Origin of the sequence: Saccharothrix sp. NPDC042600 (assembly GCF_040647305.1) — a bacterium.
Classification (GTDB): Bacteria; Actinomycetota; Actinomycetes; order Mycobacteriales; family Pseudonocardiaceae; genus Actinosynnema; species Actinosynnema mutabilis.
In genome coordinates this window covers 41,400-62,224 of the sequence record NZ_JBEZBW010000034.1, presented here as the reverse complement: position 1 = coordinate 62,224, position 20,825 = coordinate 41,400, and the positions used below count along the sequence as shown (strand labels likewise).

Sequence of the window (20,825 nt, the reverse complement as noted above, 5' to 3'; positions counted from 1 at the left end):
GGTCAGGCTCCTTCCGACGGGCGACGTGCGGGGCGGCCGACGTCGACGATGTGCGCCACGGCGGTGGCGGGGTCCAGCCGGACGTAGTTCTCCGCGCCCCAGCGCCAGGTCTGGCCGGTCACCTCGTCGTGGGCGGGGAAGCGGTCCGGCAGGCGCAGTGCGGTCAGGTCCAGGCGCAGCGTGCCTTCCCGGGGTGTGCGGGGGTCGAGGGTGACGACGCAGACGACGGTGTCGCCGGTGGCCGGGTCGGTCTTGGAGTAGGCGATGAGGGCGTCGTCGTCGACGTCGTGGAAGGTCAGTTCGCGCAGTTGTCGGAGGGCCGGGTGGGCGCGGCGGATGGCGTTGAGCTTGGTCAGCCACGGCTCCAGCGAGCGGCCCTCGGCGCGGGCGCGCGCGAAGTCGCGGGGGCGCAGTTCGTACTTCTCCGAGTCGAGGAACTCCTCGCCCTTGAGGGCTTGGTGCTCGTGCAGCTCGAAACCCGAGTAGACGCCCCACGTCGGGGACAGGGTGGCGGCCAGGGCGGCGCGCAGGGCGGACATCGCGGGCAGACCGAGTTGAAGGCTCGTCGGCAGGATGTCCGGGGTGGTGACGAACAGGTTCGGGCGGGCCTCGTGGGCGTGGGCGGTGATCTCGCGGCCGAAGTCGGTCAGCTCCGCTTTGGTGTCGCGCCAGGTGAAGTAGGTGTAGGCCTGGTCGAAACCCAGGCGCGCCAACCCGTACAGGCGGGCCGGGCGGGTGAACGCCTCGGCCAGGAACACCACGTCCGGGTGGCGGTCCTTGACCCGGCCGATGAGCCAGTGCCAGAAGTCCGGGGGCTTGGTGTGGGGGTTGTCGACCCGGAAGATGCGGACGCCGTGGTCGATCCAGTGCTGGACCACGCGCAGGACCTCGGCGCGCAGGCCCTCGGGGTCGTTGTCGAAGTTGAGCGGGTAGATGTCCTGGTACTCCTTGGGCGGGTTCTCCGCGTGCGCGATGGTCCCGTCGGGCCGGGTGGTGAACCACTCGGGGTGCTCGGTGACCCAGGGGTGGTCGGGCGCGCACTGCAAAGCCAGGTCCATCGCGACCTCCAGGCCGAGGTCGTGGGCGCGTTCGACGAACGCCTTGAAGTCGACCGGCGTGCCCAGGTCGGGGTGGATGGCGTCGTGGCCGCCGTGGCGGGAGCCGATGGCCCAGGGGGAGCCCACGTCCCCGGGCTTGGCGGTGAGGGAGTTGTTGCGGCCCTTGCGGTTGACCTCGCCGATGGGGTGGATGGGCGGTAGGTAGACGACGTCGAAACCCATGTCCTTGACGCGGTCCAGGGCGTCGGCGGCGGTGGCGAGGGTGCCGTGGACCGGGTTGCCCTCGGCGTCCCACCCGCCGGTGGAGCGGGGGAAGAACTCGTACCAGGAGCCGACGAGCGCGCGTTCGCGGTCCACCCGGAGGTGGTGGGTCTCGCCCCTGGTGACCAGGTCGCGGATCGGGCGTTCCCACAGGGCTTTCGCGGTCGTGGCGCTCAGCGCGGGCCGGGTGCGCCGGCCCGGTGGCAGGGACTCGTCGGCCAGCACGGCCGCCGCGTGCAGCAGCGCGTCGCGTTCTTCGCGGGGGCGTCTGATCGCGGCGGCGCGGTGCAGCAGCGCGACGCCGGTGGCCAGGTCGTTGGCCAGTTCGTCGGGGCCCCGGCCGGCTTCGAGCTTGGCGCGCACGGCGTGTTCCCAGGTGGCCCACGGGTCGGACCAGGCGTCCACCCGGAACGTCCAGGGGCCGGGCGCGTCGGGGGTGATGGCGGCGGACCAGCGGTCCGCGCCCGGGTCGAGCGGGGACAGGCGGGTGTGCCGGGCCACCCGGTCGGCGGGGCCGCGCCACACGACGGTCGCGCCCGCCGCGTCGTGGCCCTCCCGCCAGACGACGGCCGTCACCGGGACGTGCTCGCCCACGACCGCTCCGGCGGGGTGGCGTCCTGCGGCGACGACCGGCGTGACATCTTCGACATAGATTCGGCCGGACATTGCTGCCGTCCTTTCCGATGGGATCGAACAAAAGGATGCCGCACGGTCGGAACGGTTTTTTGCGCGGCTCGATCGGTTCGGAAAGTCCGCGACCAGCGGTTTTTGTCCCCGGGTGCGCGGAGGTGACGAAGTGTCCGCGTCGTCGCTGGTAGGGCTTTCGCGTTAACTCGAACGCCTACTGCACGGAGTGGACGCGCAGGACGTTCGATTCCTTGTTGTGGGGCGGTGCGGGCGGCGAAGCTTCTCCTCGGCAGGAATCACCACCCTGTCGACCACCAGCCACGGAGAAACGATGACGAAGAAGATTCTGATCGTCCTCTCGGAATACGGTTACTGGGGCGAGGAACTGCTCGGCCCGGTGGCCACGTTCGACGAGCAGGGCTACCAGTCGGTCTTCGCGACGCCCACCGGCGCGCGGGCCCGCGCCCTGCCGCCCAGCCTCGACCCCGGCTACATCGACCCGCCCCTGGGCCGGTCGGTGACCACGCCGGAGGTCGCGGTGGCGGCCAAGGAGCTGGACGAGTCGTCCCGCCTGGACAACCCGATCAGCCTCGCCGAGTGGATCCCGGACCGGCCGTACTTCAGCGAGCCGGACCACCTGCGCAAGATCGAGGCGTACAACCGCGAACTGTCCAACCTGGACGAGGACGTCAAGCAGTTCGACGCCCTGGTGATCGTCGGCGGCTCTGGCCCGATCGTGGACCTGGCCAACAACGAGCGCCTGCACGAGCTGATCCTGGCGTTCCTGCGCGCGGACAAGCCCATCGTCGGCGAGTGCTACGGGGTGGCCCCGCTCGCGTTCGCCCGCGACTGGGAGGACCGCAAGTCGATCATCTGGGGCAAGCACGTCACGGGCCACTGCAAGGAGTACGACTACAAGGACGGCACCGGCTTCATCGGCGTGGACTTCAACATGGGCCCGCCCCCGTACCCGCTGGAGTACATCCTGCGCGACGCCACGGGGCCGGACGGGCAGTACCACGGGAACGTGGGCAAGGAGGTGTCGGTGATCGTCGACTACCCCTTCATCACGGCCCGCTCGACCCCCGACTCGTTCCCGGCGGGGGAGAAGCTGGTGGAGGTCCTGGAGTCGGGCCTGCGCCGCTTCGGCTTCTGAGCCTGCCGGCTGCCGGGCCTGTCGGGGGCGGAGGAGGCGGGGGCGGGACGGTTGCGAGGGCTCTGGGGGCGCAGGGTTTGTCCGCGAGGTGCCCCCCGGGTCGCGGAGCAGCGCCAGCGGATCGCGGGGGCGCGGGTTCGTCTCCCCACCCGCCGCCTCCGCACCCGCCCTGCTGCCCCCCGCACCCGCCCTGCTGCCCCCCGCACCCGCCCCGCCGCCCCGCACCGACCCCGCCGACCCCGACGCCCGCACCCACACCACCCAGCCCCGCCCGCACACCCACTCATCGGAAGGACACACGGCCATGACCGCAAGGCCGGGCAAGGTCGCCATCTTCGAGCAGTTCGCCGCCGATGGCTTCACCCGGATGTTCGGCAACCCCGGCACCGTCGAAGAGGGCTTCCTCGACATCCTGGAAGGCGTCCCCGGCTTCGAGTACGTGCTGGCGTTGCAGGAGACCGTCGCCATCGCCATGGCCGACGGCTACGCCCGCGCCACCGCCGGCCCGGCGCTGGTCCAGTTGCACACCGGGGTCGGCCTCGGCAACGGCGTCGGCATGCTCTACCAGGCCCTGCGCGGCCACTCACCGCTGGTCGTCATCGCGGGCGAGGCCGGGGTCGCCTATGACGCCATGGACTCGCAGATGGCCACCGACCTGGTCGCGATGGCCAAGCCGGTGACCAAGTGGGCCACCCGCGTCACCCACCCGTCCTCCCTCCTCCGCACCCTCCGCCGCGCCGTCAAGACCGCCATGACCGCCCCGCGCGGACCGGTCTTCGTCGCACTGCCCATGGACGTCCTCGACGCCGAGAACACCGAGCCCGCCGTCCCCGCCACGATCCCCAGCCAGGCCGTCGTCCCCGTCCCCGCCGACCTGGACGGAGCCACCGAAGCGCTCACCGGCGCCTACCACCCCCTCATCCTCGTCGGCGACGGTGTCTCGGTCTCCAACGCCCAGGACGAGCTGACCCGCGTCGCCGAACTGCTCGACGCACCCGTCTGGGGCGTGGACAGCTCCGAACTCAACATGGACAACACCCACCCCCTCTGGCAGGGACAGCTGGGCCACATGTTCGGCGCCCGCTCCGCCGGGATCGTCGCCGACGCGGACGCCGTCCTCATCGTCGGCACCTACGTCTTCCCCGAGGTCTTCCCCTCGCTGCACAACCCGTTCCGGCCCGACGCCCGGATCGTCCACATCGACCTGGACACCTACGAGATCGCCAAGAACCACCCCGTGGACGTGGCCCTCGCCGCCGACCCCAAGCACGCCCTCGCGGGCCTGGTCGAACGGCTCACCGCCGCCGGCCGCCGCCCCACCGCGCGCTCCTCGGCCGTGTGGCGCCGCCCGCGCCCGGAGCAGAACGCGCCGATGATGGAGCTGTTCGCCGCCGAACTGGCCGAGCAGGGCGGCAGCGACCTCGTGATCTTCGACGAAGCGCTCACCGCCTCGCCCGCGCTCACCAAGTACCTGCCCCCGCGCGTCAAGGGGAACTACTTCTCCACCCGCGGCGGGTCGCTGGGCATCGGCATCCCCGGCGCGATCGGCGCGAAGATGGCCCGCCCGGACGCGGAGGTCATCGGGTTCACCGGCGACGGCGGCAGCATGTACACGATCCAGGCGCTCTGGACCGCCGCCCGCGAGCAGGTCAACGCCAAGTTCGTCATCTGCGACAACCACCGCTACGAGCTGCTGGACCTCAACATCGAGCAGTACTGGTCCGAGCGCGGGATCGACCGCCACGAGTACCCCTCCGGCTTCGACCTGGGCCGCCCGGAGATCGGGTTCGTGGAACTCGCGCGGGCGATGGGCGTGGACGCCATGCGGGTGGAGAAGCCCAGCCAGGTCGCGGGCGCGGTGCGGCGGATGCTCACCGCCACCGGTCCGTTCCTGGTCGACCTGGTGACGAAGTAGGTCCGCGACGATGCCCACGCTGCCCCGCCGCGAGAACGGCCGCCTGTCCGGACGCACGGTCGCGATCCTCATGGAGACCGACTACGTCGAGCCGGAGATCCACTACTACGAGCGCAGGTTCGCCGAGGAAGGCGCGAGCATCGAGTACCTGACCCGCCTGTGGGGCCAGGAGTCGATCACCTTCACCGGCCACGAGTACCAGGTGCCGCTGACCGTCTCCGGCGACCTGGAGGCCGTGGACGACGCCCGCCTCAGGCGCTACGACGCGGTCATCGTGCCCTCGGGCATGGTGTCGGACCGCCTGCGCTACAGCGAGGACGTCACCACCCTCGCCCCGGCCGTGCAGCTCCTGCGCCGCGCCTTCGCCACTCCCGGCGTCCTCAAGGGGATCATCTGCCACGGCATGTGGCTGGTGAGCCCGATCGCCGAGGTCGTCGCCGGCCGTCGCGTGACCTGCCACAACAACCTCATCGGCGACGTGCGCAACATGGGCGCGGTCTACACCGACCAGGACGTGGTGGTCGACGGCGACCTCGTCACCGGCCGCAGCGCCGACGCCGCGCACCTGTTCGCCCGCACGCTCATCGACCTCATCGCCGCCCGCACCCCCGTGGGCAGCATGCGCAGCCGCCAGCGGATGCTGCGCGGGATCGGGGTGACGCCGCGGTGACCGCCGACTTCGTCTTCTCCGACCTCGTCGCCGGGTACGTGGTGGCCTTCGACCCCACCCGCGGCGCGCTGGACCTGCGCACCAGCGACGGCACCCCGGTCCGGGCGCGGATCACCCGCGACACGCACGCCGAGATGATCCGCAACCTGGGCGAGGCGGCCCACCCCGTCGCCGACCCCATGATCGACGTGCTCACCCCCGGCCGGCACGTGTTCGTCCACGGCCTGTACTACCCCGAGCGCGGGCACGTCACGTTCGACGCCAAGCGGGTCGTGCTGGTCGGGCCGGGCCTGGACTACCGGTTCGAGGAGACCGACTGGTGGCCGCGCCAACTGGGCGAGTTGGCCCGGTTCTACCGGCACGCCCAGTTCGGCGCGGCCAACCCGGTCGACTTCGCCGACTACCGCACGATCCTGCGGCTGGGCGGGGACAAGGCCGACGACCACGTCCAGGAGACCGACACCGTCTCGCGCCTGGTCTACGGCATGGCCAGCGCGTACATGCTCACCGGCGACGAGGACTTCCTGGGCGTCGCCGAGCGCGGCACCGAGTACCTGCGCGACAACATGCGGTTCGTGGACCGGGACGAGGACGTCGTCTACTGGTACCACGGGATCGACGTGCGCGACGGCGTGCAGTCGCGGTGCTTCGCCTCGGAGTTCGCCGACGACGCCGGGTCCATCCCCGCCTACGAGCAGATCTACGCGCTGGCCGGGCCGACCCAGACCTTCCGGATCACCGGCGACCCGCGCATCGCCGCCGACATCGACGGCACGCTGCGGCTGTTCGAGAAGTTCTTCAAGGACCCGGTGCGCGGCGGCTACTACTCGCACATCGACCCGATCCTGCTCAGCCCGCACCACGAGTCGCTGGGCCCCAACCGGTCGCGCAAGAACTGGAACTCCGTCGGCGACCACGCCCCGGCCTACCTGGTCAACCTGTACCTGGCCACCGGCGACGAGCGGCACCTGCGGATGCTGGAGGAGACCTTCGACCTGATCGTCGAGCACTTCCCGGACGCCACCAGCCCGTTCGTGCAGGAGCGCTTCCACGGCGACTGGACGCCGGACCGGACGTGGGGCTGGCAGCAGGACCGGGCCGTGGTCGGCCACAACCTCAAGATCGCCTGGAACCTGACGCGGATGAACGCGTTGCGGCCCAAGGAGTCCTACACCACCCTGGCCGACCGCATCGCCCGCACCCTGCCCGCCTACGGCAGCGACCGGCGGCGCGGCGGCTGGTACGACGTGGTCCAGCGTGTGCTGGGCGTCGGCCAGGACACCCACCGGCTGACCTGGCACGACCGCAAGGCGTGGTGGCAACAGGAACAGGCCGTCCTGGCCTACCTCGTCCTGGCCGGCACCACCCGGGACGAGGAGTTCGTGCGCCACGGCCGCGAGGCGGCGGCGTTCTACAACGCGTTCTTCCTCGACCACGACGAGGGCGGCGTCTACTTCAACGTCCTCGCCGACGGCCACCCGTACCTCCTGGGCACCGAACGGCTCAAGGGCAGCCACTCGATGTCGATGTACCACGCGGCGGAGCTGGCGTTCCTGTCCACGGTCTACAGCCGGCTCCTGATGGGCGCCGGTCCGCTGACGCTGTGGTTCAAGCCCCGCGCCGACGCCTCCCGCCTGCTGCGCGTCGCGCCCGACGCCCTGCCCGCCGGGTCCGCCCGGCTGGAGTGGGTGGAGGTCGACGGCCGGCCGCACGCCGGGTTCGACCCGGTCGCCATGACCGTGACCCTGCCGGAGTCGGCGCGGGACCTCACCGTGCGGGCGCACCTGGCGCCGGTGGAGGGGTAGCGGGATGTCCACTGTGGAGCTGCCGACGCGGTGGAACTCGGGGTTCGAGGTGCGCGCCGGCCGGCCGCTGCCGTTCGGCGCCACCCCGGTCCCCGGCGGGGTGAACTTCGCCGTGCCGTCCAACCACGCCACCGCCGTGACCCTCGTGCTCTTCCCGCGCGGGGTGGCCGAACCGATGGCCGAGCTGCCGATCCCGCGGGACTACCGGGTCGGCGGGGCGTGGGCGATCACCGTGCTGGGCATCGACCCCGACGAGGTCGAGTACGGCTACCGCGTGGACGGGCCGTACGACCCGGCCGCCGGGCACCGGTTCGACCCGTCGGTGGTGCTCGCCGACCCGTACGCGAAGGCGTTGGCGGGCGCGGAGGTCTGGGGGGCGCGGCCGGTCCGGTACGGGCCGACGCCGTGGCGCTCGCGGGTGGTGCGCGACGAGTTCGACTGGGCGGGCGACCGGCGGCCCGGCATCGCCCAGGAGGACCTGGTGGTCTACGAGGCGCACGTCCGCGGGTTCACCCGCCACCCGAACTCCGGCGTCGCCCACCCCGGCACGTACGCGGGGCTGGCGGAGAAGATCCCGTACCTCAAGCGGCTGGGGGTGAACTGCGTCGAGCTGATGCCGGTGTTCGAGTTCGACGAGTTCACCGACTCCCGCCACGACCCCGCGACCGACACCTGGCGGTACAACTACTGGGGTTACAGCACGGTCGGGTTCTTCGCCCCCAAGCACTCCTTCGCGGCGGGCGATCCGGTGCGCGAGCTGAAGGACCTGGTCAAGCAGCTGCACCGGGCGGGCATCGAGGTCGTGCTGGACGTGGTGTTCAACCACACCGCCGAGGGCAACGAGCACGGGCCCACGATCTCGTTCCGCGGCCTGGACAACCGCACGTTCTACATGCTCACGCCCGACGGCGGCTACTACAACTTCAGCGGCACCGGCAACACCGTCGACTGCAACGACCCCGTGGTGCGCGGTTTCGTGCTGGACTGCCTGCGCTACTGGGCGGCGGAGTACCACGTCGACGGGTTCCGGTTCGACCTGGCGGCGATCCTGTCCCGCGGCCCGGACGGCCGGGTGCTCGCCGACCCGCCGCTGGTGGAGGCGCTGGCCAACGACCCCGTGCTGCGCGACTGCAAGCTCATCGCCGAGGCGTGGGACGCGGCCGGGCTCTACCAGGTCGGCACGTTCCCCGGCTACCGGCGCTTCGCGGAGTGGAACGGCCGCTACCGGGACGTGCTGCGGCGGTTCATCAAGGGCGACAGCGGGGTGGTGGGGGAGTTGGCGACCCGGTTCGTCGGCTCGCCGGACCTCTACGGCGACCGCGAACCCGCCGCGTCGGTCAACTTCGTCACCGCGCACGACGGGTTCACCCTGGCCGACCTGGTGTCCTACAACGAGAAGCACAACGAGGCCAACGGCGAGGGCGGTCGCGACGGCGACGACGGCAACCACTCGTGGAACTGCGGCGTGGAAGGACCGACCGACCGCGCGGACGTGCTGGCGCTGCGGGACCGGCAGGTGCGCAACACGTTGCTGCTGCTGTTGACCAGCCAGGGCGTGCCGATGCTGCCGGCCGGTGACGAGGCCGGCCGCACCCAACGCGGCAACAACAACGCGTACTGCCACGACTCGGAGCTGTCCTGGTTCGACTGGGACCTGGTCGAGCGCAACCGCGGGCTGGTCGAGTTCACCCGGCGCGCGATCGCGTTCCGGGCGGCGCACCCGGCGCTGCGCCGGCGCGGCCACCTCGCCGGCGGGCGGGACGTGGTGTGGCACGGCGTGGCGCCCGAGCGGCCCGACTGGTCCGGCGGCAGCCGCCTGCTGGCCGCGGAGCTGCGCTGTGCCGGCGACCGGGTGTACGTGGCGGCCAACGCGCACTGGGAAGGCGTGGAGGTCGAGCTGCCGGCGGGGGAGTGGCGGCTGTTCGCCGACACCGGGGCCGGTGTCGCGCACGAGCCGGGGGAGGAGCCGCCGACCGGGACGTCGGTGCGGCTGGGGCCGCGGTCGGTGGTCGTGCTGACCGCAACTACGGAAGGGGTGAGCGGGGATGGCGTTCGAGGCGAAGAGCCACGTGTGGGACGGGACGGCGACGGTCCGGCTGCGCGGTGAGCTGGCGGCGAAGTCGGCCGGGCAGCTCAACCGGGTGATCGCGGAGGTCTCCGCGCGGCCGTTGACCAGGCTGGTGCTGTTGCTCGACGAACTGTCCTACCTGTCGTCGGCGGGGTTGCGCAGCCTGGTGTTCGCGCACCAGCGCCTGGGGCGGGGCGTGGAGATCGTGCTGGTCGGGGCGCGGCCGGAGGTGGCGGAGACGATCCGGCTGACCGGGTTCGACCGCAGCGTGGTGATGCAGGAGCCGGCGTGACCGCGGTGGACCCGCGGGTCGCGGCGTTCGTCCGCGACCTCGCGGCCCGCGCCGGCCTGGACCGGGCCAGGGCGTACCGGCTGCGCCTGGCCGCGGACGAGATCGCGACCAACGCGGTGACCCACGGCGGCGTGGACCGGGTGTTCCTGCGCGGCGGCGTGGCGGAGGACCGGGTGTGGGTCGTGGTGGAGGACTGCGCACCTCCCTTCGACCCGCGCTCCTACGACCCGTCGGTGGTGCTCACGGACCCGCACGAGCGTGAGCCGGGTGGCCTGGGCCTGTTCCTCGCGCACTCGGGCGTGGACGAGTTGCACTACGAACGCACCGCCGACCGCAACCGCACCACCCTGGTCGTCCACCGCCCACCGGCCCCCGCCGGGACACCCGGATCGTCGGTGCCCGGTGAGATGATGGAACCGGGGGCCGGAGGCCGCCGCGGGACCGGGGGCTGAAGTGCGGCTCTCGTTGGCCGAGCGGGCGACCCGGGACGTCCTGGTCGTCGGCGATACCTGCCCGGACCTGCTCGAAGGCCTTGCGGCGGCGGGCTTCCACGCGACCGTGGCCCAGCCCGCCGACGTCGCCGACGACCTCGGCCGCCCGGACGTCGTGCTGCTCGCCGCCTCCCTCGGCCTGCCCCGGGTCGCGCTGCTGAGCCGCCGGGCGCGCGAGGCGGGCGCGCCGGGCGCGATGGTGTTCGCCGACGGCGACCTGGGCGCGCTGGAAGCCTGCGTCCGCGCCGGGTTCGAGTTCGTCGCGCCGCCGTACTCGCCGGTCCTGCTGCGCGGCCGGATCGTCTCGGCCTGGGAACGCGGTCGCCTCGCCACGCGCGGCGAGCAGCGGGCCGTCGAGGAGACCGTGCGCGAGTACGAGCGCGACCTGTACGTGGCGCACGAGCTCCAGGCCGGCTTCCTGCCCGACGTGCTGCCGAAACCGCCCGGCTGGGAGCTGGCCGCGCGGTTCCGGCCGGCGCGGATGGTGTCCGGCGACTTCTACGACGTGTTCGAGCTGCTCGACGGCCGCCGCCTCGGGTTCGTGGTCGCCGACGTGTGCGACAAGGGGATCGGCGCGGCCCTGTTCATGGCGCTGATCCGGACCCTGTTGCGGCACAACGCCGAGCACACCCCCGCGACCCTCGCCGCCGGCTCCGACCTGTCCCCGCGGCTGGCCTTCGGCACCGGCCCGCTGGTGCAGTCCGTCGTGGACACCAACCGCTACCTGGTCGGCCACCACCTCAAGCAGGGCTACTTCGCCACGGTGTTCTTCGGCGTCCTGGACCCGCTGTCCGGCGGCCTGGTCTACCTCAACTGCGGCCACAACCCGCCGGTCGTGGTCCGCGCGGACGGCACCCGCACGCCGCTGCGCCCGACCGGTCCCGCGCTGGGCCTGTCCGCCGACAGCGAGTACGCGCCCGCGCGGGTGTTCCTCAACCCCGGCGACGCCCTGTTCGCCTACACCGACGGGGTGGTGGAGGCGCGCGACGTCGCCGGCGGCCGGTTCGGGACGGAGGCGATGCTGCGCGCCCTCGGGCCGGGCCGGTCGGTCGAGGAGCTGCTCGACGCGGTGGACGACGCGGTGCGGCGGCACGTCGAGGGCGCGGAGCAGTCCGACGACATCACGATGTTCGGGCTCCGGCGAGGGTTGTTAGGGATGGTTCCCTAACGCTAGGCTCGGTGGCCACCGGCACTCGATCGAGGAGCGAACGTGAGCACACTCTCCCTCCGGGACGCCCGCCGCCTGCTGGACGCGGCGGTGCAGCACGCGGAGCAGCTGGGCGTCCAGGCGGCGATCGCCGTCGTGGACGAGGGCGGCCACACCAAGGCGTCGGCGCGGGCGGACGGCGCGACGTTCCTGACGCTGTCGCTGGCCACCGGCAAGGCGGTCACCGCGGCCGGGCTGGGGTTCGACACCAGCGGCCTGGGCGAGTTCCTGGCCGGGGACCCGGCGCTGCTCGCGGGCCTGTCGACGCAGGCCGGGGTGACGGTCGTGCCCGGCGGCGTGCCGATCGTGCGGGACGGGGCGGTGATCGGGGCGATCGGCGTGTCCGGCGGCACGGGCGGCGAGGACGAGCCCATCGCCAGGGCCGCCTTGTCCGCCCTGGTCACCGAAGCCGCCGTCTGACACCTTTCGCGGCGACCGGGTCTCGGGCGGGACGGGTGCACGCGCCGCACCCGTCCCGCCCGGGTTCTTCCCCGTTCTGCCCGCAGCGGAATCGCGGTACGCCCAGTGGTGCGCCGGTGTCAGGATGACGGCATGGCGGACATCCTCCCCTTCGACCGCGACCGGCCCCGCACGTCCGACCGCCCCCGCGAGCGCGCCACCCGGCCGTCCGACCGCGGCCCGGCGCCGTTGTGGCGTGAAGTGCTGGGCCGCAGCCTGCGCGCGGCGCGGGAGGAGCGGGGCGGTCGGCTGGTCGACGTCGCCGAGCGCGCCGGCATCTCGCCGCAGTACCTGTCGGAGATCGAGCGCGGGCGCAAGGAGCCGTCCAGCGAGATGATCGCCGCGGTGACCGGTGCGCTCGGCGTCGAGCTGCCCGACCTGCTCATCGGCATCGCGGGGGACATGCGGCGGCACCGCCGTCCCGCCGGGCCCGTGCTCATGGCCGCCTAGGACCGGTGGTCCAGGACGTGGTCGGCGAGCCCGTAGGCCACCGCGCCGGCCGCGTCGAACACGCGGTCGCGGTCGGTGTCGTGCCGTAGCTGCTCGACGTCGCGCCCGGTGTGGCGGGACAGGATCTCCTCCAGCTGGGTGCGCACCCGGATCACCTCGTCGGCCTGGAGGATCAGGTCCGGGATGGTGCCCCGGCCCTGCGCGGCGGGCTGGTGCAGCACGACGCGGGTGTGCGGCAGCACGAACCGCTTCCCGGCCGCGCCCGCCGCCAGCAGCACCGCGCCGGTCGCGACGGCCTGGCCGATGCACGTGGTGGCGACCGGGGCCTTGATGTAGCGCATGGTGTCGTAGAGGGCGAGCATCGCGGCCGGGTCGCCGCCCTCGTTGTTGATGTAGAGGTTGATCTCGCGGTCCGGGTTGTCCGCTTCGAGGTAGAGCAGCTGGGCGATCAGGGCGTTGGCGACGCCGGAGTCGATCGCGGTGCCGAGGTAGATGATGCGCTCGGACAACAGGTGCGAGTAGACGTCCATGATCCGCTCGCCGTTGGTGCTGCGCGTGATCACGTTGGGGATGGTGTAGGTGCTCATGCGCGGACCCCCAGGCCCAGTTCGTGGGTGCGGACGGGAACGACCTGGTCGAGGCTCTGCACGACGTGGTCGATGAAGCCGTACTCGCGGGCCTGCTCGGTGGTGAACCACCGGTCGTGCAGCGAGTCGGCGAAGATCCGTTCGACGGGCTGGCCGGTGTCCTGGGCGATGAGCCCGAGCACGGTGTCCCGCGTGTGCCGCAGGTCGTCGGCCTGCACCTGCACCTCCACCGCCGACCCGCTGATGCCCGCGGAACCCTGGTGCATGAGGATCCGGGCGTGCGGGAGCGCGAACCGCTTGCCCGGCGTGCCCGCGGAGAGCAGGAACTGCCCGGCGCTGCACGCGAGCCCGAGCGCGAGCGTGGCGACGTCACAGGGGACGAGCCGCATGACGTCCCGGATGGCGAGCATCGAGGGCACCGACCCGCCGGGGGAGTGGATCCAGAGGGCGATGTCCTTGGTCGGGTCCTCACCGGCGAGCGACAGCATCTGGGTGGCGAGCACGGTCCCGTTGTCGTCGTCCAAGGGGCCGTCGAGCACGAGGACGCGCTGGGCGAGGAACCGTTCACGAAGCCGGTGGTCGAACAACGGCAACTTCTCGGTCGTGGTCATGCCGTCGAGCGTGCCGCGCACTCGACCGTTGCTGCCGCTCTTGCTGCCGTGAGCAGATTCGCTCACAGCGCACACACTCCACAGTGGACCGGTGTCGGCGCCCGGCCGGTTCTAGAAGTTCCAGAGCATCCAGTTCGCGATGTAGTCGATCAGGTCACCACCGGCGAACGACTTGCCGCCCAGCAGGAACCCGGCGGTGGCGGCGGCCAGCGTGACGAGGGTCCAGATCGTTTCGGGGCGTCCCCAGATCGCTTTCTTGGAGGCGGAGAAGACGAGTTTCAGGGCTGTCGCGGTGATGATGATGACCTGGAGCCAGTCCCAGCCCTGCATGTCGATGAAGTGGAAGATCCTCGCGAAAGCCGCGAAGACGACCGCGATCGCGACGAAGTGGACGAGGGCGGCGACCCCGGAACGCGGTTCCAGCTGCGCCGGCTCTTCCGGCTTCGTGGACGGGCTCGGCGGGCTCGCGGGCGCCGCGGCCGAACGCTCGGTGACGTTGGTCGTCGTGCCGACGTTGACCGGCCCCCAGACGCCTCCGGCTTGGAAGGACCAGGACCCGCTCGTCGAGTTGTGGACCCGCTCGAACCCGTGGGGCGCGGCGGGCCGGGTCCTGGCTTCGACGATCTGCGGCTCGGCGGCTCGGCGTGGTGGCTGTGGTCGGCGCGCGACCTGTGGGCGGCGGGTCGGCTGTATGCGTCCGCCGACGGGCTTGACCCGACGTCTCGCCACTTGTCGATCTTTTCGCACGTGTTCTGGTTCCGGGTGTGCCGGAGGTGGATCTTGCAGTGGCATGGTGCCGCTGGTCCTTGTCGATCTCGGGGATGTTCGGCGAAGGTCCACGGATTGCTGGAGGCGACACAGTACCGGCGGTGGGAACCGTTAGTCCCCCTCGCGTGCAATGAATACTCCGATCGGTACCGAAGTGCTGACGAAAGGGTGATCTTTATAAGATCGAGATAGCGGTGGGTGGAGTACTACTGGCATTCACCCCATGTCCGCCGGCCGCTCGACGTGAAGCGCGGCACCTGGTCCGCAGGCGCCGACGGCGGGCAGATTCGGGTGCTGCCCGCCGTGAGCGTGGGCTACATCGTCGTGATCATGCCGCCGTCGATGAAGAAGTCCGCGCCGTGCACGTTGGCCGCTCGGTCGCTGGATAGGAACAGGACCAGGTCGGCCACCTCCTCCGGCTTGGTGAAGCGGCCCGTGACCATGCGGCCGGCCAGTTCCTTCAGGAACGCGGCCTGGTCCACGCCGACTGCTCGGACGACCGTCGGGGCGATGCCGTCCTCGCGGGTCCACAGTTCCGTGTCCACCGGGCCCGGGGAGACCGTGTTCACGCGGATGCCCTTCGGGCCGACTTCCTTGGACAGGGCCTTGGTGAAGTTGCTCAGCGCCGCCTTGCCGGCCGTGTAGTCGTAGACGTCCGGGTCGGCCAGGAACGACATCACCGTGCTCACGTTGACGATGTTGCCGCCGCCCCTGCGCTCCAGGTGCGGCAGGGCCGCGCGGGTGGTGCGGACCGCCGTCATCAGGTTGACGTCCAGGCCCCAGTTCCACTCCTCGTCCGTGATGGACAGGAAACCACCCATCCGAGGCCGCACGCCGCCGACGTTGTTCACCACCACGTCCACCCCGCCGAACGTCTGCACGGCGGCGGAGACGAGCCTGTCCGCCCCCGTCTGGTCCGACAGGTCGACGCCCACCGTGCGCACCCGGCCGCTGAAGCTGTCGGCCACGCCCAACAGCTCCGGCGTGAGCGTGCGCGAGCCCGCGACGACCGACGCGCCCTCCTCGGCCAACGCCCTCGTCACGGCCAGGCCGATGCCGCGGCTCGCCCCGGTCACCACCGCCACCCGACCCGACAAATGCAGATCCATGCCCGTCTCCTCGACAACGACCTCGAAAATCGACAAAGCGAAAGTCTCGATTCCGAGCATAATCCGTGAGGTGGGTGAAGCGAAGAAAACAATTGAATCCCTCGCGGACTCCGTGGTGTTCACGGAGTGCGGGTGAAATAGCGACCAATGGTCGTTGTGGCAGTTCGCAGGGGTTTAGGTTGACCGGGTAGGGTTGTCGGAAGAAGAAAAGGTGCGCCCGCTCATGGCTATTGTCGAGACCATCCGGTTCAAGCTGGTCGACGGCTTCGACGTGGAGAAGTTCCGCGAGATCAACATCCGCATGCAGCGCGAGTTCATGGAGCCCAAGCACGGGTTCCTGTCCCGGCGGTCGGCGGTGAGCGCCGACGGCGAGTGGCTGATCATCGTCACCTGGACCGACCAGCTCGCCGCCCAGGCGGTCATCTCGTCGTTCTACGGCGCGCCGGAGACGCAGGAGTTCCTCGCCGCCATCGACCTGTCCACGGTGCAGCCCGGCAGCTACACGCTCGTCGAGTACTGAGCGACCACAACGGGAAGCCCTCGCCCCAAAAGGCCGGGGACGAGGGCTTCCCGTTGCTATGCGAGAACCTCCATCACGTCCCGCGGCACGGACACGTGGTCGTCGGCCGACCGCAGCCCCAGGCCCATCGTGTTCACGCTCAGGTGCGTGGCGCCCAGCTCGACCCACCGGCCCACGTACGACGCCCACTCCCGCTCCGGCACGTCCGACAACGTCAACCGGGGCTCGAAGCCCAGCTCGGCCGGGTCGCGGCCGGCCGCCGCGGCGTGACCCCGCACCCGCTCGACCATCTCCGCCGCCGTCTCGTCCGGCGGGCGGTGCGGCAGCCAGCCGTCGCCCAGCCGCCCGGCCCGGCGCAGCACCTGGTCCGCGTGGCCGCCGAACCACACCGGGACGCGGCCGGCCGCGGGCCGCGGGTTGATGCCGGCGTTGTCGATCCGGTGCCACCGCCCCCGGAACGACACCGTGTCCGACGCCCACAACCGTCGCAGCACCTCGACCTGCTCGGTGCTGCGCGCCCCGCGCCCGGCGAACTCCTCGTTCAACGCCTCGTACTCCACCGGGTTCCACCCGATGCCCACGCCCAGCCGCAACCGCCCGCCGCTGAGCACGTCCACCTCGGCCGCCTGCTTGGCCACCAACGCCGTCTGGCGTTGCGGCAGCACGAGCACCCCGGTCATCAACTCCAGCGACGTCGTCACCGCCGCGAGGTACCCGAACAGCACGAACACCTCGTGGAATGGGCTCTCGCTGGTGTACCCGCGCCAGCCCGGCCGGGTGTCCACCCCCGCGCCCAGGACGTGGTCGAACGCCATCGCGTGGGTGTAGCCCAGTTCCTCGACCGACCGCGCCCAGCCGCGGATGTCGGCCGGGTCGCTGCCGATCTCCAACTGCGGGAAGATCGCTCCGATACGCACTTTCCGCCTCCTGACGAGCGAATGGGTGGGCGCGACAGCGGCCGGGGGATCGCCCGCTGTCGCGCCCGTGGTGGAACGGCCCGGCTCAGCCGGTCGAGGACGCCGTCTCCTCCACCACCGCGGGCTCCGCGGAGCCGGTCTCGGGGTCGGGCTTGAGGAAGCTCGTCGCCCACGCGGCCACGACACCCACCGCGCAGATCACCAGCGAGGTCAGCACCGCGCCCTTGGCGCCGGACGCGGCCACCGCGCCGCCGCCGATCAGCGCGCCCGCCGCGATGCCCGCGGTGATCGCGGACGCGGGCAGGGTGGCGGCGAAGTCGCGGCCCGGTCCGGCCAGCGCCACGACGCGGTACTGGATCGACGGGACGATGCCGAAGCCGACGATGCCCCACACGCCCAGCGCGATCGCCGCGACGACCGGGTTGGAGCCGCCGAAGTAGAGCGCGAGCAGCGCGGCGACCAGCACCACACCACCGGCGATGATGGTGCCGCTGGCGTTGCGATCAGCCGCCGCTCCGCCGGCGAACGTGCCCACGGCGTTGGCGATGCCGTACACCAGCAGGAACACGCTGATCGTGCCGCCGGAGACGCCGGTGACGTCGGCCAGGAACGGCTGCAGGTAGGTCAGACCGGAGAACTGGCCGCCCATGATCAGGAAGCCCAACCCCAGCAGCGCCAGCACCTTCGGCGCGAGGGCGTGCTTGGCCTGCGCGCCGAAGCCGCCGACGCCGGAGTTCGGCACGTTCGGGATCACCGCGAGCGCCAGCACCAGCGTCAGCACGCCGGTGACGATGATCGCGACGAACGACGCCTCCCAGCCCCAGCTCTGCCCGATGAGCGTGCCCAGCGGGACGCCCAGCGCCGTGGACACCGCCACGCCGCCGAACACGAACGAGATCGCGCGGCCCATCTTGTCCGGCGGCATCATGCCCGCGCCGACCGCGAAGGCCACGCCGATGAACAGGCCGTGCAACGACCCGGTCAGCACGCGCGCGAACAGCAGCAGCCCGAAGCTGGTGGCCACCACGGCGATGACGTTGCCGAGGATGTAGGCGGCCAGCGAGAGCTGCAGCAACCGCTTGCGCGCGAACTTGATGGTGACCGCGGTCAGCACCGGGCCGCCGATGGAGATGCCCAGCGCGTAGGCGGTGACCAGGCTGCCCGCCGCGCTGATCGAGACGCCCATGTCGTCGGCGATCAGGTTCAGGATGCCGACCACGATCAGCTCGGCGCTGCCCATGATGAAGGCGGCGAGGAACAGCGCGGCCAGCGCCAGGTTGGTTCGCGACCGGCTCAGTCCGGGTCGCAGGTCTGTACTCATGTGCACCTTCCTCGAAGTGGTCTTCCTCGTCGCGACCCGGGTCGGCCGCCGGGTGGGCGCACCCGACGGCGTCGTCAGGTGTTAGGGAACGATCCCTATCAATCTGCGGCCAACCGTAATACAGTCGGTTCGACCGAGCAAGGGGGTGTCCGACATGCCGCGTGCCTCCGTCGAAACCCGCGAGCACGTGCTGCGGGTGGCACACGACCTGTTCTACTGGCACGGCATCCGCGCCACCGGCGTGGACCGCGTCGCCGAGGCGGCCGGCGTCGCCCCGACCACGCTGTACCGGCTGTTCGCCGACAAGGACGAGCTGATCGCCGCCTACGTCGAGCGCGCCGACCGGGAGACCAGGGCGTGGTTCACCGCCGCGGTGCGCGCGGCCGGTCCCGACCCGCGGGCCCGGATCCTGGCCGTGTTCGACACCCTCAACGAGCGCGTCGGACCCGACCGGTGCCGTGGCTGCACGTTCCTCATGGCGCTGGCCGAGTTCCCCGACGACCGGCTCCCCGCCCACCGCCGGGCCGTCGCGGCCAAGTCGTGGGTGCGGGCGCGGATGGGCGAGCTGACCGCACAGCTGGGCGTCGCGGACCCCGAAGCCCTGGCCGACCAGCTCGTGCTGGTCATGGAGGGCGTGCACGCCTCGGCGCAGGGGTCGCGCGGGCCGGCGGACCAGGCCCGCGCGCTGGCCGAGGCGATCCTGCCGCCGGCCTGAACCCCCGGCCACCGCTTCAGAACAGGGTCGGCACGGCGCTGAACACGTGGTCCGGGTCGTAGCGCCGCTTGAGCGCGTACAGCCGGGACGCGTTCGGCCCGTACGCCCGCCGCACCCGCTCGGTCTCCTCCGGGGCGAGCAGGTTCGGGTAGCCGCCGGGCAGCGCGTGCGGCTCCAGGTCCCGGGAGAGCCGCTCCACCCACTCCCGGTGCCGCCTGCCGTCCAGGCCCGCGTCCCACGTGCCCACGACCTCGACCAGGTTGTGGTCGCGCCGCAACCCGAACGCCGTCGCGCTCGTCGCGACCCGGGCGGCCGCGCCGTGGAAGTGGTGCACGAACACCCCCGAGTACGGCGAGGTGATCCGCTCGGCGGCGTCCACCAGCACCTCGGCGGCCTCGTCGGTCACCTCGGGCAGCTGCCGGTTGGCGGCCAGCGTGTGCCGCCCGTCGACCACCACCCCGTCCAGCAGGCCCAGCACCTCGACCGGCGTCATCGGGCCGACCCGCGCCGAGACCGGCGTGCCCAGGGACGCGAGCCGCGCGGCCCACCGCTCGCCGCGCGCCGGGTCGCCGCTCCACGCCGGCAGCAGGTACAGCAGCGCCCCGCCGTCGGGGCCGGCGAAGAAGCCGGTCATGACGGTGAGCTGGTCCGGCGCGGCGGCGGTCAGCTCGCGGTAGCCGCGCAGGACCTTCCGCGCCTCCGACAGCCCGAAGAGGACCATGCCCGAGGTCATGGTCCGCAACGGGTGCACCCGGTAGGTCGCCCGCGTGACGACGCCGAAGTTGCCGCCACCGCCGCGCAACGCCCAGAACAGGTCGGGCTCCTCCGCGGCGCTCGTCGTCACCACCGTCCCGTCGGCCAGCACCACCCGCGCGCCGACCAGGTTGTCCAGCGCCAGGCCGTGCTTGCCCAGCAGCAGGCCGTACCCGCCGCCCAGGGTCAGCCCGGCCACGCCGACCGCCTTGACCGTGCCGACCACGGCGGCGAGCCCGAACCGGTCGGCCGCCGCGCCCACGTCGCCCGCCGTCGCCCCGCCGGCGGCGTCCACAGTGGACGAGACCGGGTCCACGACCACGTCGCGCAGCTTGGTCAGGTCCACGACCAGGCCGCCGTCGCGCACCGCCCGGCCCGCCCAGTCGTGCCCGCCGCCGCGCACGCTCAGCGGCAGGCCGTGCTCCCGGGCCGCGCGCACCGCGTGCACCACGTCCCGCTCGGTCTCGGCCCGCACGACCACGGCCGGGAACCGGTCGGCGGCCCCGTTCCACACCCGGCGCGCGCCGTCGTAGGCGGCGTCGTCGGCCGCGATCACGTGCCCCGTGACCACCGCCCGCAGCGCGAGCGCCGCGGACGCCGGTGCCGTCGCTGTCATCTGACCCTCCCTCACGCGTAGTCGATCCGCGCCAGCCCGAACTCCTCGGCCGCGACGATCGGGTCGAAGAACTCGTGGTACTCGTAGATCTGGCCGGACTCGGTGAACTTGAAGATCGACAGGTAGGTGTTGCGGTACCGCTTGCCGCCCTTGAGCAGGCAGTCGCCCTCGAACCGGGCGATGACGGTGTCGCCGTCCTCCCACGTCTCGGTGATCGGGAAGGACCAGCTCTCGAACATGCCGGGCGTGTCCTTCCACCGCGCCCACACCGCGGTCTTGCCGACGATGTGGTGCGGGAACATCTTGGTGCCGAACGGGTAGTAGTGGTCCGCGCCCTCGGCCCACAGCTCTATCCAGGAGTCGATGTCCTTCTCCTCCAACAGCCGCAGGAACTCGTGCACCGCGCGCACGTTCCGGCTCAGGCCGTCAGCCATCTCGCCCCTCCTCCA

Annotated in this window: 21 protein-coding genes; 12 read left to right on the top strand and 9 right to left on the bottom strand. The window is 71.9% G+C overall.

The annotated features are described in order from the left end of the window. Positions 1 to 2: 2 nt before the first annotated feature. Positions 3 to 1,985 (bottom strand): maltotransferase domain-containing protein, encoded by a 1,983-nt coding sequence (locus AB0A74_RS21395; RefSeq protein WP_358251822.1) that lies wholly within the window; start codon positions 1,983 to 1,985, stop codon positions 3 to 5. Between the two features lie 292 nt (positions 1,986 to 2,277). Between AB0A74_RS21395 and AB0A74_RS21390 the strand changes: the two genes are divergently transcribed. The 10 genes from AB0A74_RS21390 to AB0A74_RS21345 all read left to right on the top strand — a co-directional run bounded on the left by AB0A74_RS21390 (position 2,278) and on the right by AB0A74_RS21345 (position 12,459). Next, a complete protein-coding gene (locus AB0A74_RS21390; protein ID WP_358251821.1) occupies positions 2,278 to 3,102 on the top strand; it encodes a type 1 glutamine amidotransferase domain-containing protein in 825 nt (274 codons plus the stop codon). Between the two features lie 304 nt (positions 3,103 to 3,406). Continuing rightward, positions 3,407 to 5,017 (top strand): thiamine pyrophosphate-binding protein, encoded by a 1,611-nt coding sequence (locus tag AB0A74_RS21385; RefSeq protein ID WP_358251819.1) that lies wholly within the window; start codon positions 3,407 to 3,409, stop codon positions 5,015 to 5,017. Positions 5,018 to 5,027: 10 nt separating this feature from the next. Further along, positions 5,028 to 5,687 carry a DJ-1/PfpI family protein gene (locus AB0A74_RS21380; RefSeq protein WP_358251817.1) on the top strand — a complete coding sequence of 220 codons (660 nt, stop codon included), beginning with the start codon at positions 5,028 to 5,030 and terminating at the stop codon, positions 5,685 to 5,687. After that, positions 5,684 to 7,492 carry an AGE family epimerase/isomerase gene (locus tag AB0A74_RS21375; protein ID WP_358251815.1) on the top strand — a complete coding sequence of 603 codons (1,809 nt, stop codon included), beginning with the start codon at positions 5,684 to 5,686 and terminating at the stop codon, positions 7,490 to 7,492. The genes AB0A74_RS21380 and AB0A74_RS21375 overlap by 4 nt, the downstream gene beginning before the upstream one ends. A gap of 4 nt (positions 7,493 to 7,496) precedes the next feature. Further along, complete coding sequence (gene glgX, locus AB0A74_RS21370; protein ID WP_358251813.1) at positions 7,497 to 9,599, top strand: glycogen debranching protein GlgX; 2,103 nt, start codon at positions 7,497 to 7,499, stop codon at positions 9,597 to 9,599. Continuing rightward, positions 9,538 to 9,852 (top strand): STAS domain-containing protein, encoded by a 315-nt coding sequence (locus AB0A74_RS21365; protein WP_358251811.1) that lies wholly within the window; start codon positions 9,538 to 9,540, stop codon positions 9,850 to 9,852. The genes glgX and AB0A74_RS21365 overlap by 62 nt, the downstream gene beginning before the upstream one ends. Continuing rightward, the gene (locus AB0A74_RS21360) at positions 9,849 to 10,304 is read left to right on the top strand and encodes an ATP-binding protein (RefSeq protein ID WP_358251809.1); all 456 of its coding nucleotides are present in this window, start codon (positions 9,849 to 9,851) and stop codon (positions 10,302 to 10,304) included. The genes AB0A74_RS21365 and AB0A74_RS21360 overlap by 4 nt, the downstream gene beginning before the upstream one ends. 1 nt (position 10,305) lies before the next feature. Continuing rightward, positions 10,306 to 11,511 carry a PP2C family protein-serine/threonine phosphatase gene (locus AB0A74_RS21355; protein WP_358251807.1) on the top strand — a complete coding sequence of 402 codons (1,206 nt, stop codon included), beginning with the start codon at positions 10,306 to 10,308 and terminating at the stop codon, positions 11,509 to 11,511. A gap of 42 nt (positions 11,512 to 11,553) precedes the next feature. Continuing rightward, positions 11,554 to 11,970, top strand: a complete 417-nt coding sequence (locus tag AB0A74_RS21350) for a heme-binding protein (RefSeq protein ID WP_358251805.1) — start codon at positions 11,554 to 11,556, stop codon at positions 11,968 to 11,970. Between the two features lie 132 nt (positions 11,971 to 12,102). Continuing rightward, positions 12,103 to 12,459, top strand: a complete 357-nt coding sequence (locus tag AB0A74_RS21345) for a helix-turn-helix transcriptional regulator (RefSeq protein ID WP_358251803.1) — start codon at positions 12,103 to 12,105, stop codon at positions 12,457 to 12,459. Here AB0A74_RS21345 and AB0A74_RS21340 read toward each other — a convergent pair. The 4 genes from AB0A74_RS21340 to AB0A74_RS21325 form a co-directional block, all read right to left on the bottom strand. Then, complete coding sequence (locus AB0A74_RS21340) at positions 12,456 to 13,046, bottom strand: ATP-dependent Clp protease proteolytic subunit (RefSeq protein WP_358251802.1); 591 nt, start codon at positions 13,044 to 13,046, stop codon at positions 12,456 to 12,458. The genes AB0A74_RS21345 and AB0A74_RS21340 overlap by 4 nt on opposite strands. Then, a complete protein-coding gene (locus AB0A74_RS21335) occupies positions 13,043 to 13,657 on the bottom strand; it encodes an ATP-dependent Clp protease proteolytic subunit (protein ID WP_358251839.1) in 615 nt (204 codons plus the stop codon). The genes AB0A74_RS21340 and AB0A74_RS21335 overlap by 4 nt, the downstream gene beginning before the upstream one ends. A gap of 111 nt (positions 13,658 to 13,768) precedes the next feature. Continuing rightward, complete coding sequence (locus AB0A74_RS21330; protein ID WP_358251800.1) at positions 13,769 to 14,386, bottom strand: hypothetical protein; 618 nt, start codon at positions 14,384 to 14,386, stop codon at positions 13,769 to 13,771. 353 nt (positions 14,387 to 14,739) lie between these two features. Further along, a complete protein-coding gene (locus tag AB0A74_RS21325) occupies positions 14,740 to 15,534 on the bottom strand; it encodes an oxidoreductase (protein WP_358251798.1) in 795 nt (264 codons plus the stop codon). A gap of 223 nt (positions 15,535 to 15,757) precedes the next feature. On the opposite strand from AB0A74_RS21325, the gene AB0A74_RS21320 reads away from it, so the two are divergent. Then, on the top strand, positions 15,758 to 16,054 hold the full coding sequence (locus AB0A74_RS21320; RefSeq protein ID WP_358251797.1) for a hypothetical protein: 297 nt from the start codon (positions 15,758 to 15,760) through the stop codon (positions 16,052 to 16,054). A gap of 56 nt (positions 16,055 to 16,110) precedes the next feature. Here the strand turns inward: AB0A74_RS21320 and AB0A74_RS21315 are convergent, their stop codons facing one another. Continuing rightward, complete coding sequence (locus tag AB0A74_RS21315; protein WP_358251796.1) at positions 16,111 to 16,971, bottom strand: LLM class F420-dependent oxidoreductase; 861 nt, start codon at positions 16,969 to 16,971, stop codon at positions 16,111 to 16,113. Positions 16,972 to 17,056: 85 nt separating this feature from the next. Next, complete coding sequence (locus tag AB0A74_RS21310) at positions 17,057 to 18,292, bottom strand: MFS transporter (RefSeq protein WP_358251795.1); 1,236 nt, start codon at positions 18,290 to 18,292, stop codon at positions 17,057 to 17,059. 154 nt (positions 18,293 to 18,446) lie between these two features. Between AB0A74_RS21310 and AB0A74_RS21305 the strand changes: the two genes are divergently transcribed. Continuing rightward, positions 18,447 to 19,007 (top strand): TetR family transcriptional regulator, encoded by a 561-nt coding sequence (locus AB0A74_RS21305; protein ID WP_358251793.1) that lies wholly within the window; start codon positions 18,447 to 18,449, stop codon positions 19,005 to 19,007. A 16-nt stretch (positions 19,008 to 19,023) separates the two neighbouring features. Here AB0A74_RS21305 and AB0A74_RS21300 read toward each other — a convergent pair whose 3' ends face one another. Continuing rightward, the gene (locus AB0A74_RS21300) at positions 19,024 to 20,376 is read right to left on the bottom strand and encodes an FAD-binding oxidoreductase (protein WP_358251791.1); all 1,353 of its coding nucleotides are present in this window, start codon (positions 20,374 to 20,376) and stop codon (positions 19,024 to 19,026) included. A gap of 11 nt (positions 20,377 to 20,387) precedes the next feature. Beyond that, positions 20,388 to 20,810 carry a nuclear transport factor 2 family protein gene (locus tag AB0A74_RS21295; protein ID WP_358251789.1) on the bottom strand — a complete coding sequence of 141 codons (423 nt, stop codon included), beginning with the start codon at positions 20,808 to 20,810 and terminating at the stop codon, positions 20,388 to 20,390. Between the last annotated feature and the right edge of the window lie 15 nt (positions 20,811 to 20,825).